This is a genomic window from Streptomyces sp. CB02056 (assembly GCF_001905545.1).
Classification (GTDB): domain Bacteria; phylum Actinomycetota; class Actinomycetes; order Streptomycetales; family Streptomycetaceae; genus Kitasatospora.
This window is the reverse complement of sequence record NZ_LIPD01000019.1, coordinates 106,564-119,515: the sequence shown is the minus strand read 5'-3', so window position 1 is coordinate 119,515 and position 12,952 is coordinate 106,564. Positions and strand designations below refer to the sequence as shown.

The window sequence follows — 12,952 nt, the reverse complement described above, 5'->3', positions numbered from 1 at the left end:
CGCGTCAATCGGCGAGCGTGCGCAGGTAGGTGAGGACGGCACGGACCCGGCGGTGGCCGGTGTCGGGGGTGGGCATGCCGAGCTTGCCGAAGATGCTGCCGATGTGCTTGTTCACCGAGCTCTCGGCGAGGAAGAGGAGCCGGGCGATGGTCGGGTTGTTGTGGCCCTCGGCCATCAGGGCGAGCACCTCGCGCTCGCGCGGGGTGAGGGCGGCCAGCGGGTCGGGACCGGTGCGGTGGGCCATCAGCTGGGAGATGACCTCCGGGTCCATCGCGGTGCCGCCCTCGGCGACCCGCCGCAGCGCCTGGAGGAACTCCTCGGCGCGGCCGACCCGGTCCTTGAGGAGGTAGCCGACGCCGGTGGCGCTGTCGGCGAGCAGCTCGGCGGCGTAGGCGCGTTCGACGTACTGGGAGAGGATCAGGACGGGCAGCGCGGGCAGTCGGCGGCGGGCCTCGACGGCGGCGCGCAGGCCCTCGTCGCGGAAGTCCGGGGGCAGCCGGACGTCGACCACGGCGACGTCGGGGCGGTGGTCGAGCAGGGCGGGCAGCAGGTCGTCGCCGTGCTCGACGGTCGCGCACACCTCGTGTCCCTCGCTGTGCAGCAGCAGGACCAGGCCCTCGCGGAGCAGGGCGTTGTCCTCGGCGATCAGGATCCGCACGGGATCTCCACTTCCAGGATGGTCGGGCCCCCGGGCGGGCTGGACAGGCGGGTGGTGCCGTCGAACGCGGCGGCCCGGCGGCGCAGTCCGGGCAGCCCGCTTCCGGCGCCCTCGACGGCGCCGCCCCGGCCGTCGTCCTCGACCCGGACGGCGATGGCGGCAGTGGTGATCCGCAGCCGGACCAGGGCGCCGCGGGCGCCGCTGTGCCGGGCGACGTTGGCGAGCGCCTCGGAGACCACGAAGTAGGCGGCGGCCTCGGCGGCGGCCGGTGCGCGCGGCGGCGGGTCGGCGGAGCGGTCGGGGGACGGGCCCGCGGAACGGCCTGCGGAACTTCCCACGGGCGCCTCGGAGTTGTGCAGCTCGACCCGGGTCGGTACGGCGCAGCGGGCGGCGAGCGACCGTACGGCCTCGGCCAGGCCGCGGTCGGCGAGCAGCGGCGGGTGGATGCCGCGCACCAGGGAGCGCAGCGACTCCAGGGCCTGTTCGGCGACGAGTTGGGTGGAGTCCACCAACGCGGCTGCCTGCTCGGGGCGTTGGTCGAGCGCGCGGCGGATCATGCCGAGCCGGAGCGAGACGGCCACCAGGTTGGCCTGGGCGCCGTCGTGCAAGTCCCGTTCGATCCGGCGCAGTTCGGCGGCGTGGGCGTCCAGCGCCTCGGACCGGCTGGTGGTCAGCTCCCGGACGCGGTGGGCGAGCGAGACGCGGGGCCGGGCGACCAGCAGTCGGCCGGAGGCCCGGGCGTGCAGGTCGGCGAGCGGCGGCAGTGCGACCAGGGTGACGGCGGCGTAGCCGATGCCGCCCAGCGCCGCGGCGGCGGCCATCGGCCAGGAGTCGACGGTCAGCAGGATGATCTTCCCGCGCTCGTCCGGCAGCAGCTGCCACCACACCGGTGCCGTCAGCCAGTTGAAGGCGTGGCTGCACAGGGTGAGGGCGCCGGCGCACAGGGCCGTCCCGGCCGTGCCGTGGGCGAGCAGCCAGAGCAGGTCCTTGCCGGCGGCCGGGTCGCGTAGGGACAGCCGGTCGCCGTACGGCGTGCGCAGCCGCTCGCCGCCGAGCCGGGCGCCGACCCGGCGTCGGTGGAAGTCGGCGGAGCGGCGCAGCAGTCGCAGGGCCGGCGGGAGGAGCGGCAGGCCCACGCCGACCAGGCAGAGGGCGAGGACGACGAGCAGCAGGCAGAGCCCGACCAGCGCGGCCAGACCGGTGCCGAGGCAGAGCAGGAGGTAGCGGGCGGCGGCGGGGAAGCGGCGAGCCGCGGACCGGGCGAAGGCGCGCGGGCCCGGGCGGCCCGGGCGGACGGTCGGCCGGGCCGTGGACCCGTCAATCCTCGGCGTCCGCACGACTGTTCAGTGCCTCCGAGCCCCGAGCCGACTTTTCGATCACCCTAGCACCGGCCCCGGGACCGCCCTGGAATCGCTCCGCAGGCCGCCCCGAGGGCGAAGGCCCTTCCGCCGCCACGCGGGGCGCCTCCACAATGGGCGGATCGATCGCGGAAGTGGGGGAACCGGGATGGAGTGGCTGCTGGGGATCGGTGGAGCCCTGCTGCTCGGCGTGGTGACCAATCTGGTGTACGACTTCGCCAAGTTCGGCGGGTCCCGGCTCGGCTCCCGGGTGCCGGTGCCGCGGGTCCGGCGGGCGAGCCTGACGGCGGCGGCCCGGGCGCACGACGTGCGGGCGGACGGGCTGGCGCCGCTGATCACCTGGTCCGTGGCCCGGCCGCTGGTGCCGGGCACGCTGGTGACGGCGCACCGCGGGCGGGTGGAGCGCCCGCACGCGCTGGACGCGGCCGGGTGGGCCGAGGAGGTGGCGCGCCAGCGGGCGGCCGGTGCGGCGGGCCGGACGGCGTACATCTCGCGGCTGACGGTCGATCACGGCGAGCACGGCGGCGCGCGGGTCTGCGAGGTGGACATCGCCGAGAGCGACTACGCGGAGTGCATGGCCACCACCCGGCTGGGCCGGGAGGACCCGGCGGCGGCCCGGCTGCTGCGCGCGGCCCTGGACGAGGGACTGACGAGCTTCGTGGCCGTCGCCCCGCCCACGATGGTCAGCGCCTGCGTCGCGGTGCGGGACCGGCTGGGCCGGCTGCTGCTGCTCCGCCGCTCGCTGGCGGTCAACACCTTCCCGGCGCAGTGGACGGTCGGGATCAACGAGACGATGAAGTACCGCGACGAGCCCGGCGCCGCCGAGGACTTCTACGGGCTGGTCCGGCGGGCGCTGGAGGAGGAGCTGGGGCTGCTGCCGGACGACGTCGGGCCGACCGTGATCACCTGGCTGGGCTGGAGCGAGCCGGCCTCCTGCTACACGCTGGTGGCCACCGTCCGGTCCCGGCTCGACGCGGCCGGGATCGACCGCCGCCGCGAGGCCTGCCACAGCACCTTCGAGCACGACATGGCCGTCTGGGTGCCCTTCACCCGCCGTACGGTCTCCGAGCTGGTCGAGGGCGGCACCTGTCCGGACGGCTCGCGGCGCTGGTCGTACCTCGCGCCGCTGGTCGCCTGGGAGGCCTGGCGGGCGGCGCAGCAGGAGCGGGCGTAGGCCGGAACGGTCGTTCCCGGGAACGGGCATTCCCGAGAACGACCGTTCCGCATACGGAACGAGCGTTCTCGGGGCGGCCGCGGTCAGCCGACGGCGGCTCGCCAGTCCGCCGGACCGCTCGCCGGGAGGTGCCTGGGCAGGCCCGGCGTCCAGCGCTTCGAGCCATCCGGCAGGACGGCCAGGGCCTCGATGCCGGGTCGGCGGGCGGCCCAGGCGAGGGCGCGGTCCGGGCCCATGGCGAACGCGGCGGTGGCCCAGGCGTCGGTGCGGGCGATGCCGGTGCCCGGGGCGCCGACCAGGGTGAGCGAGGCCAGGCCGTGGGCCGGGCGGCCGGTGTGCGGGTCGAGGATGTGCGCGCCGCGCTCGGCGGTGCCGGAGGTGGCCACGGCGAGGTCGTCACCGGCGAGGACGGCGGCCAGCAGCCCCGGCTGCCGGGGGTCGGCGATGCCGATCCGCCACGGGCCTCCGGCGGTCTGCACGTCCCCGCCGCCGCTGACGCAGTACTGCCGGGCGCCGGAGGAGCGCAGCAGGCCGGCTGCCTGCTCGACCGCCCACCCCTTGACCCAGCCGCTCGGGTCCAGCCGCCCGCCCGGCCGCTCGCTGAAGTGGCCGTCCGTCTCGGCGGCCACGTCGCGGCAGGCCGCCAGCACGGCGCGGACCTCCGGATCGCAGTCGTCCAGGGCGAGTTCGCCCCGGTCGAGGCGGCTGATGTCGCTGTCCGGCCGGTAGGTGGAGAACACCGCGTCGATCCGGTGCAGCCGTTCGGCGATCCGCTCCAGCGCGGCGGCGGTGCCGGGGCCGGGGTCGCGGACGGCGATCGAGAAGACGGTGCCCATCACGGGCTCGGCGTGGCGCAGCACGGGGCGCCTCAGCCCTTGGCCCGGTCGAGGGCGCTCTGCAGGGAGCGGACGTAGCCGTCGCTGGTGTACGTCGCGCCGCTGACCACGTCGATGGCGGCGCTCTGCGCGGATATCGCCTCCTGGTTGAGCACGGGCAGCGCGGAGCTGTTGATCTCGCGGTCGCGGCGCTCGGAGTTCGGGTACTTGACCACGTCGACGGCGGTGATCCGGCTGCCGGCCAGGGTGACCTGCACCTGGACCGGCCCGTACCGGGTGTTGACGGTGTCGCCGTTGACCTTCCGGGTGGCGCCCGTGCCCGCGGCGGAGGCGGAAGAGGAGGGTGCTGGGGCCTCCGACGGCTGCGAGACATCGGAACCGGAACCGGTACCCGCCCCCGAGCCGATCACCGGGGCGGGCCCGGCCGCCTCGTGCGGCTTGAGGGACAGCAGCAGCACCACCCCGGCCGCGGTGGCGGCGCTGGTGACGACGGCTCGGCGCATGGAAATCAACGCTCCTCAGGTGCTTGGCGAGCCGAACGGGCTCAGCGGGCGGACGGGCTCGGCGAACGAACGGGCTCAGCGGGCGGAAGGACTCGGCGGGCGAACGGACTCCGCGAGCGGACGGGCTCAGAACGAAAAGCTCTCGTGGTGGATGCGCCCCCGCCGCACCCCCGCGGCCCGCAGTGCGCGCACGGCCTCCTCGGCCATCGCCTCCGGGCCGCACAGGTAGACCTCGTGGTCGGCGAGGTCCGGGACCAGCCGGGCCAGCGCGGCGCCGAGGTCGCCGACCTGCTCGCGCGAGCCGAGCAGCTCGTGCACCGCCGCACCGCGCCGCCGGGCGACATCGGCCAGTTCCGCCCGGAACAGCACGTCCTGCGGCCGCCGGGCCCGCTGGACCAGGGTCAGCTCGCCCGGCAGCGTCTCGAACAGGGCGCGCAGCGGGGTGATCCCCACCCCAGCGCCGAGCAGCAGCACCCGGCGCTGCCGCAGCCGCCGCCCGGTGAACGCCCCGTACGGGCCCTCGGCGCGCACCCTGGTCCCCGGGCGCAGGGCGGCCACGGCGGCGCTGTGCCCGCCGAGGTCCTTGACCGTGAAGCGCAGGAAGCTCGGGTGGGGCGGCGCGGACAGCGAGTACGGGTTGGCGGCCCAGCGCAGCCCGGGGGCTTGGAACTGGAGCCGGAAGAACTGGCCCGGCTCGGCGCGGAGTCCGTCCAGCCGCCGCCCGGTCAGGAAGAGCGACACCACGCCGGGGCCCTCCGGCCGCACCTCGGCGACGGTCAGGCCGTGCCGCCGGTCGAGCAGCCACGGCCGCAGCAGCCGGAACCAGCCGAGCAGCGCCGCCGTCCCGAAGTAGAGCGCGTACCAGGCGGCCCGGCCGGGGCCGCCGCCCAGGTCGGCGCCGGTGGCGAGCTGGTGGGAGAAGGCCAGCGCCACCGCGAGGTAGGTCGCCAGGTGCAGGTAGTACCAGGTCTCGTACGGGAGGCGGCGTCGCGCGATCCGGGCGGAGACGGCGCCGGTGCCGAGCAGCAGCAGGGTGCCCAGGGCGGCCTTGACCATCTCGGGGTAGTGGAAGACGATCTCCACGCCCTCGCCGACCACCCCGCGCCCGTCGGTCAGCGCGTAGCCCCAGACGACCGTCAGCACGTGCACCGAGACCAGGGCCACCATCCACCGCCCGCCGAAGGCGTGCCAGCGCGCCAGCCGGTCCGCCCCGACCCCGCGCTCCACCGGCGGCAGCCGGGCCATCAGCAGGAGCAGCACCGGCGCGGCGTAGCCGGCCAGCAGCCCGGTGATCCGGCCGGCGCCGGTCAGCCAGTCGGCCGCGCCGACCACCGCCGGGGTGCCCGACCACCACAGCGCGAGCACGCCGAGCGCGCCCACGGCGACCAGGCCGAGCGCCGCGCGCGGGTCGAGGGCGAACGGTGGTCGTGGCGCCGCCCGGTGCCTCGGGCGGTCGGGTGCCGGCCGGGGCCCGGGCCGCGACGTCGGTGCGGCGGCAGTGCTCATCGGGAACCTCCTCAGCGCCCGGCGGCGAGGACCGCCGGGCCGCCCACGATCGCAGCGCAAGCTCTGAGCCGGCTCTGAGTCGGCCGGCTTGCGGTACCCACTGTGAAGGCGTTCATGCAGGTCAGTGGCAGTGTGATGGTCTACGAACCACTTTCCGGGGTCTCAGCGCTTTCTCATCGGGGCGGGTCAGGATGAGCACCGCGCAGCACGAGCCCGAGGGAGCCCCCATGGACGAGACCGCCGGCCGCCCGGACTGGCGGGTCCTGGTCGTCGACGACGAACCGGACCTGGTCGAGGTGGTGTGCGGGGCCGTCCGCTACGAGGGCTGGCAGGCGCGCGGCGCGACCACCGGCCTGGCCGCCGTCGAGGCCGCCGCGGAATGGCGGCCGCACGCCGTGGTGCTGGACGTGATGCTGCCCGACCTCGACGGCCTGGAGGTGCTGCGCCGCATCCACGCCGGGCAGCCCGAGGCGCGGGTGCTCTTCCTCACCGCCCGGGACGCCGTCGAGGAGCGGATCGCCGGCATCGCGGCCGGCGGCGACGACTACGTGACCAAGCCGTTCAGTCTGGCCGAGGTGGTGGTCCGGCTGCGCGGCCTGCTGCGCCGGGCCGCCCCGCCCGCCGCGCCCGGGCAGCCGCCCCCGCACGCCCTGGTGCTCGGCGACCTGGTGCTGGACGACCGGGCCCGCGAGGTCACCCGGGGCGGGGAGGCGGTCGAGCTCAGCCCCACCGAGTACGCGCTGCTCGCCCACCTGATGCGCCACCCCCGGCAGGTGCTCAGCAAGGCGCAGATCCTGGACGCCGTCTGGTCGTACGACTTCGGCGGGCAGGCGCACATCGTGGAGCTGTACATCAGCTACCTGCGCAAGAAGGTGGACGCCGGGCGCAGTCCGATGATCCACACGGTGCGCGGCGCGGGTTACCTGATCAAGGCCGCGACGTGAGCGGCGCGCAGGCCCGCGACGCGAAGCGCCAAAAGTCCCGCGGCCCGAAGCGCCTGGGGTCCCGCGACGCGAAGCGCCTGGGGTCCCGCGTCGCCCGGCTGGTGCCCCGCACCCTGCGGGCCCGGCTGATCGCCGGACTGCTGGTGCTGCTGGTCGTCACCTGCGCCGCCGTCGGCCTCGCCACCACCGCCGCGCTGCGCCACTTCCTGGTCGACCGGCTGGACCAGCAGCTCACCGAGTCCGGCGGACGCTACGCCGCGAGCCTGGAGCACACCGCCCAGGGCGCCGGCCCCGACACCCGGGCCCAGACCCCCGGCACCCTCGGCGTACGGCTGCTCGGCGGCCGGGTCACCGCCGCGGGCGTGGTCGACGGGGACGCCGACGACGTGGACAGCCCCGGCGACGAGGACGACCGGGTCGCCTTCACCCCCGAGCAGCAGCACGCGCTGGCCGCCCTGTCCGTCGACGGCCCGGCCCGCACCCTCGACCTCGGCCGGGCCCTGGGGCGCTACCGGGTCCGCGCGGTCACCGGGCGGGACGGCGACGTGCTGGTCAGCGGTCTGCCGCTGCGCCCGGCCGAGGACACCGTCGAGCGGCTGGCGACCCTGGAGCTCACCGTGTTCGCGATCTCCGTCGCCGCGGCCGGTGCTGCCGGGGCCGCCTGGGTCGGCGTCTCGCTGCGCCCGCTGCGGCGGGTGGTGGGCATGGCCGAGCGGGTCAGCGCGCTGCCGCTCGCCAGCGGTGAGGTGATGCTCGCCGAGCGCGTGCCCGACGACGACCCGCGCACCGAGGTCGGCCGGGTCGGCGCCGCGCTCAACCGGATGCTCGGGCACGTCGGCGGCGCACTCGCCCGCCGCCACGCGGTGGAGGAGCGGCTGCGCGGCTTCGCCGCCGACGCCAGCCACGAGTTGCGCACCCCGGTCGCGGCGGTCCGCGGCCACGCCGAGCTGGCGCTGCGCCACCCCGGGCCGGTGCCGCCCGAGGTGCGGCACTCGCTGGAGCGGATCGACGCCGAGGCGCTGCGGATGGGGGCGATCGTCGAGGACCTGCTGCTGCTCGCCCGGCTGGACGCCGGCCGCCCGCTGGCCGAGGAGGAGGTGGACCTGACCCGGACCGCCCTCGACGCGGTGGCCGACGCCCGTGCCGCCGGACCGGAGCACCGCTGGCGGCTCGTCCTGCCCGAGGAACCGGTGCTGGTGCGCGGGGACGGGCACCGGCTGAGCCAGGTGGTGGCCAACCTGCTGGCCAACGCCCGGAGCCACACCCCGCCCGGCACCGAGGTCGAGCTGCGGCTCGAACGGGCGGACGGCCAGGTCGAGTTGAGCGTCACGGACGACGGCCCGGGGATCGCGCCGGAGCTGGCCGAGCGGGTCTTCGAGCGCTTCGTCCGGGGCGACCGGGCCCGCTCCCGGGCCACCGGCTCGACCGGGCTCGGCCTGGCGATCGTCCGGGCCGTGGTCGGGGCGCACGGCGGCACGGTGACGGTGGCGAGCCGGCCCGGCCGTACGGAGTTCACCGTCCGGCTGCCGTGACGGTCGCCCTGGCAGCGGTGGGGATCGCGGTGGGTGCGGCAGCCGTCCGGAAGCGCTGCCGGTAGTCGGTCGGCGTCGTCCCGAGGCGGCGGCGGAAGGCGCGCACCAGGGTGTCGACGGTGCCGAACCCGCAGGCGGTGGCGATGCGTTCGAGCGTCGCGTCGGTGGACTCCAGCCGGTGGCGGGCCAGTTCGACCCGGGCCGACTCGACGTAGGCGCTCGGGGTGGTGCCCAGCTCCGTCTTGAAGATCCGGGTCAACTGCCGTTCGCTGACGTGGGCGTGGGCCGCGAGGTCCGGGACGGTGAGCCGTCCGGAGAGGTTGCGCAGGATGTGGTGGCGCAGTTCCTCGATCCGCCGGGTGGTCGACACGGGTTCCAGTGGGACGCTGAACTGGCTCTGGCCGCTGGGGCGTTTGAGGTACATGACGAGCTGGCGGGCGACCCGCAGGGCCAGCTCCTCGCCGAAGTCCTCGGCGACCAGGGCGAGCGACAGGTCCAGGCAGGCGCTGATGCCCGCGCCCGTCCAGACCTCGCCCTCGCGGATGAAGATCGGGTCCGGGTCGACCTCGATCTCCGGGTGCTCCTCGGCGAGTTGGCCGGCCGTGGACCAGTGGGTGGTGGCGCGCCGCCCGTCCAGCAGCCCGGCGGCGGCGAGCAGGTGCGCGCCGACGCAGACGCTCGCCACCCGGCGCGAGCGGGCGGCCAGGGAGCGGACCCGGTCGACCACCGCCGGGTCGGTGAGCGCGCGGACCCGGCGGCGCTCGTCCACCTCGACCGAGCCGGGCACCAGCAGGGTGTCGATCCGGCTCCGGGCGGCCTCGTCGAAGGTGAGGTCGGGCAGGATGCGCACGCCCGCCGAGGTGGTGACCGGCGCCGCCGTCTCGGCGGCGAGGACGACCCGGTAGCCGGTCGCGTCGTCGGTCTCCCGGCGGACCAGGGAGAACACCTCGGGCGGGCCGGTCACGTCGAGCAGGTCGACGCCCTCGAACAGCACGATGACGATCAGCCGTTGCGCAACCGGTGCGGCCACTGCCTGCCCCCTCGTTCCCCGGGGCGCTCTTCCCCGTCGATGTCGGAATCTGCATGTTAGGCGACATTGCCGACACGCGAGCACCGCCCGTAGCGTTTTCGAAGCCGGCCGCACCAGGTGTGACCTGCGAGATCCCCGACTCCCGACCGTGAAGGCGGCATCCCATGCCCACGACGACCCTGCGCACCCTCAACGGCCTCGACGAGCAGCCCGCCGCGCTCGGCGACTCGACCCTGATCATGATCGACTACCAGAACACCTACGTGCGCGGCGTGATGGAACTGGAGGGCTGGCAGGAGGCGCTCGACGCCGGTGCCGACCTGCTCGCCCGGGCCCGGGATGCCGGCGCCCCCGTGATCCACGTGATCAACGACGGCGGCGAGGGCACCCCGTACGACATCCGGGCCGAGATCGGGCGGATCCACCCGAGCGTGGCCCCGGCCGAGGGCGAGCGGGTGGTGGTCAAGCAGGCCCCGGACGCCTTCGTCGGCACCGAGCTGGGCGAACTGCTCGACGCCGCCGGCCGCCGGGATGTCGTCGTCGCCGGGTTCATGACCCACATGTGCGTGGCCTTCACGACGGCCGGCGCCTTCCTGCGCGGCAACCGCCCGACCGTCGTGGCCGCCGCCTGCGCCACCCGCCCGCTGGACTCGGCGGGCACCGGGCTGACGGCCACCCAGGTCCACCGCGCGGCGCTGGCGACGATCGGCGACCTGTACGGCGTGGTGGTGGAGTCCCCGGCCGACCTCGGCTGAGGCCAGGCCAGGCCAGGCCAGGCCAGGCCGGACCGGACCGGACCGGACCGGACCGCGCGCGGAGCCGGGGCCGACAGCCGGGGTCCGCCCGGATCGCCACCGATCCGCCGCCGCCTCGTTGACCAGACGGTGCACGGCGAACAGCGGTGCACGGTGCGCGGTGGCGGAGAGGGGCGGGGAACGGGCATGGCGGCGAACGGGGCGGCAGCGGTGGGCGGTCCGCCGGAGCTGGCGGAGTCGTACCGGCTCTGCGAGCGGGAGGTGGCCGCCCACCAGGCCCCGCTGCGGGCGATCAGCGACACGCTGCCGCCCGAGGTGCGGCCGTACTTCCACGCCGTCAACGGCTTCGCCTCCCGGTCCGACCGGATCGCCGACGACGCCGCTGCCGACTCCGACTCCTACGGTGACGAGGACACCCAGGGCGCCGCCGACCCCGCCGAGCGCGAGCGCCGGTTCGCCCGCTGGCGGGCCGACACCCTGGCCGACCTCGTGGCCGGCCGCAGCGACCACCCGCTGCGCCGGGCCTTCGTCGACACCGTGCGGCGCTGGGAGCTGGACCGGGCGCTGGTCGAGGAGTTCCTGGACGCCACCCGGGCCGACGGCGCCCGCCCGCCCGCCTTCGAGACCCACGCGGACCAGCGCCGCCACCTGCGGGGCGTCGCGGGGACGGTCACCGAGCTGTGGGCCCCGCTGCTGGGCGCGCGGGGCCCGCGGGCGGCGGGCGCGCTGTCCGCGCTGGGGGAGGCCTGCCAGCTGGCGGACATCCTGGAGGACCTCCCGCTCGACCTCGCGGCCGGCCGCTGCTACCTGCCGCAGGACGACCTGCGCCGACTCGGCCTGACCGTCGCCGACTTCGGCCGGGACACGAGTCAGGACGACCGCCGACCCGACCGCCGACCCGACCGCCGCGCCGCCCTGGACGAGCTGGTCGAGAGCCAGCAGAGGCACCTGCACCGCCTGCTGGAGCAGGCCCTGCCCGCCACCTGGCTCGCCGCCCCCGGCTGCCGCCCGTTCCTGCACACCCTGCTTCTCGGCGCCCAGCTCCAGTACGACGAAGTGACCCTGCTGCGCTCACGCGTCCTGACCGAGGGCCTCACCCCGCTGAGCTCCGACGGCACCACGCCCCACCGCCGCGCCCGGCCCGCGCCTCCCGAGGGCGCGCCCGCCCACGTCGCCGTGATCATGGACGGCAACCGCCGCTGGGCCGAGGCCCGTCGGCTGCCCGCGCAGCACGGCCACCGGGCCGGGCAGCGGGCCGCGCTGCGCCTGGTCAACGCGGCGCTGCGGCTGGGCATCCGCCACCTGAGCCTGTACGCCTTCTCCACCGAGAACTGGGACCGCCCGCCCGAGGAACTGACCGCGCTGTTCGACTCGCTGGCCGACGGCCTCACCCGCAGCGCGGAGGGCCTGCACGCGCTCGGCGTACGGATCCGCTGGTGCGGCCGGCGGGACCGGGTGGACGAGTCGCTCGCCTCCTCCATCGCGCTGGTGGAGAGCCTGACGTCGAACAACGGCACGCTGACCCTGACGGTCTGCGTGGACTACGGCGGACGGGAGGAACTGGCCGCCGCGGCACGGAGCCTGGCCGCCGAGGCGGTGGCGGGCCGGATCAGCCCGGAGGCGATCGGCCCGGCCGACCTCGCCCGGCACCTGTACGCCCCGGACCTCCCGGACGTGGACCTGCTGATCCGCACCTCCGGGGAGCAGCGGATCAGCAACTTCCTGCCCTGGCAGCTCGCCTACGCCGAGCTGCTGTTCGACCCCACGCCGTGGCCGGACTACGACCTGGCCCGGCTGCGCGGGGCGGTCCGGGCGTACGCGGTGCGCGAGCGGCGCTTCGGCGGCGGCGTGCCCGCCCAGTCCCGGACACCCCGCCGAGACCGGCCCGCTACGCCTTCTGCTCCTGGGCGGCCGGAGGAGGGGTGTACGTCCCCTGGGCCGTGACGTAGGCGAGCACCGTGTCCACGGTGACCGGGTGCGCGCCGAAGTTGGCGGTGTACGCGTCCACCGCCTCCTGGGTGGGGCGCAGCGGCACCCCGCTGAGCCGGACCTTCATCGGCTTCCCGGCCGGCACCGGATCGGCCGTCAGCTTGCCCTCGGTGAGGCCGCAGCGGAAGGCCGAGCGGTGCCCCATCTCCGCCCCGCTCACCTCGCACCGGCCCGAGCCCAGGCCGTCCTTGATCGCGCCGGACAGGTTGACCACCCGGTAGTCGCCCTTGGAGGTGCGGACGGAGACCCCGCCGTCCAGGGCCCCGTCGCCGTGCGCCTTCGGCGGGTTGGCGAGGGACGGGTCGCCCACGGCGGAGCGGATCGGCAGGTGGACCGCCGGGCCCCGTTGGTCCAGCACCATGCGCGCCGGGGCGACGACGTCCACCATCGCGTGGAAGCGGTCCAGCTGGGCCTGTGCCTCCGGGGTCCAGCGCACCTCCACCCAGCCGTCGGAGAGCGTGCCCAGACTCCCGGTGCGGTCGGTGCCGCCGTCAACGGCACCGGCCGCCGTCCCGGTGAGCCACCCCAGTAGCGGGGCGCCCAGCGCCGCGCCCAGCAGCGAACGCCGCGTCGTGCCCATCGTCCCGAACCGTCCTTCCCTGGCCGCCCGGTACGGCCCCGGAAGCGATCATCCGTCCACCGACCGTCTCCGGGGCCGAGGCGGGGG

12 protein-coding genes are annotated in these 12,952 nt (G+C 76.0%); 5 read left to right on the top strand and 7 right to left on the bottom strand.

Going from position 1 to position 12,952, the window contains the following annotated elements; translation table 11 throughout:
* Nucleotides 1–4 precede the first annotated feature (4 nt).
* Together AMK13_RS36155 and AMK13_RS36150 are read right to left on the bottom strand one after the other, a co-directional pair.
* Nucleotides 5–658, bottom strand: coding sequence for a response regulator transcription factor (locus AMK13_RS36155; protein WP_049659188.1), 654 nt, complete (start codon nucleotides 656–658; stop codon nucleotides 5–7).
* Nucleotides 646–1,995, bottom strand: a complete 1,350-nt coding sequence (locus AMK13_RS36150) for a sensor histidine kinase (protein ID WP_241853181.1) — start codon at nucleotides 1,993–1,995, stop codon at nucleotides 646–648. The genes AMK13_RS36155 and AMK13_RS36150 overlap by 13 nt, the downstream gene beginning before the upstream one ends.
* A gap of 169 nt (nucleotides 1,996–2,164) precedes the next feature.
* On the opposite strand from AMK13_RS36150, the gene AMK13_RS36145 reads away from it, so the two are divergent.
* Nucleotides 2,165–3,190, top strand: coding sequence for a hypothetical protein (locus AMK13_RS36145; protein WP_074005782.1), 1,026 nt, complete (start codon nucleotides 2,165–2,167; stop codon nucleotides 3,188–3,190).
* An 83-nt stretch (nucleotides 3,191–3,273) separates the two neighbouring features.
* Here AMK13_RS36145 and AMK13_RS36140 read toward each other — a convergent pair whose 3' ends face one another.
* From AMK13_RS36140 to AMK13_RS36130, 3 genes are all read right to left on the bottom strand, one after another.
* The gene (locus tag AMK13_RS36140) at nucleotides 3,274–4,026 is read right to left on the bottom strand and encodes an FAD:protein FMN transferase (protein ID WP_074005813.1); all 753 of its coding nucleotides are present in this window, start codon (nucleotides 4,024–4,026) and stop codon (nucleotides 3,274–3,276) included.
* A gap of 32 nt (nucleotides 4,027–4,058) precedes the next feature.
* Nucleotides 4,059–4,529 (bottom strand): FMN-binding protein, encoded by a 471-nt coding sequence (locus AMK13_RS36135; RefSeq protein ID WP_074005781.1) that lies wholly within the window; start codon nucleotides 4,527–4,529, stop codon nucleotides 4,059–4,061.
* A gap of 126 nt (nucleotides 4,530–4,655) precedes the next feature.
* The gene (locus AMK13_RS36130; RefSeq protein WP_074005780.1) at nucleotides 4,656–6,035 is read right to left on the bottom strand and encodes a ferredoxin reductase family protein; all 1,380 of its coding nucleotides are present in this window, start codon (nucleotides 6,033–6,035) and stop codon (nucleotides 4,656–4,658) included.
* 227 nt (nucleotides 6,036–6,262) lie between these two features.
* Here AMK13_RS36130 and AMK13_RS36125 point away from each other — a divergent pair, with 227 nt between their 5' ends.
* Both AMK13_RS36125 and AMK13_RS36120 read left to right on the top strand, forming a co-directional pair.
* Nucleotides 6,263–6,979, top strand: a complete 717-nt coding sequence (locus tag AMK13_RS36125) for a response regulator transcription factor (protein ID WP_074005779.1) — start codon at nucleotides 6,263–6,265, stop codon at nucleotides 6,977–6,979.
* Nucleotides 6,980–7,056: 77 nt separating this feature from the next.
* Entirely contained in the window at nucleotides 7,057–8,511 is a 1,455-nt protein-coding gene (locus AMK13_RS36120) for a sensor histidine kinase (protein ID WP_074005812.1), read from the top strand.
* Here the strand turns inward: AMK13_RS36120 and AMK13_RS36115 are convergent.
* Nucleotides 8,492–9,541, bottom strand: a complete 1,050-nt coding sequence (locus AMK13_RS36115; protein ID WP_074005778.1) for a GlxA family transcriptional regulator — start codon at nucleotides 9,539–9,541, stop codon at nucleotides 8,492–8,494. The two genes, AMK13_RS36120 and AMK13_RS36115, sit on opposite strands and share 20 nt — an antisense overlap.
* A gap of 164 nt (nucleotides 9,542–9,705) precedes the next feature.
* On the opposite strand from AMK13_RS36115, the gene AMK13_RS36110 reads away from it, so the two are divergent.
* Entirely contained in the window at nucleotides 9,706–10,296 is a 591-nt protein-coding gene (locus tag AMK13_RS36110; RefSeq protein WP_074005777.1) for a cysteine hydrolase family protein, read from the top strand.
* A 186-nt stretch (nucleotides 10,297–10,482) separates the two neighbouring features.
* Nucleotides 10,483–12,240, top strand: coding sequence for a polyprenyl diphosphate synthase (uppS, locus tag AMK13_RS36105; RefSeq protein ID WP_074005776.1), 1,758 nt, complete (start codon nucleotides 10,483–10,485; stop codon nucleotides 12,238–12,240).
* Here uppS and AMK13_RS36100 read toward each other — a convergent pair.
* Nucleotides 12,185–12,865: a hypothetical protein gene (locus AMK13_RS36100; RefSeq protein WP_074005775.1), complete on the bottom strand. Its 681-nt coding sequence runs from the start codon at nucleotides 12,863–12,865 to the stop codon at nucleotides 12,185–12,187. The two genes, uppS and AMK13_RS36100, sit on opposite strands and share 56 nt — an antisense overlap.
* Nucleotides 12,866–12,952: the final 87 nt, after the last annotated feature.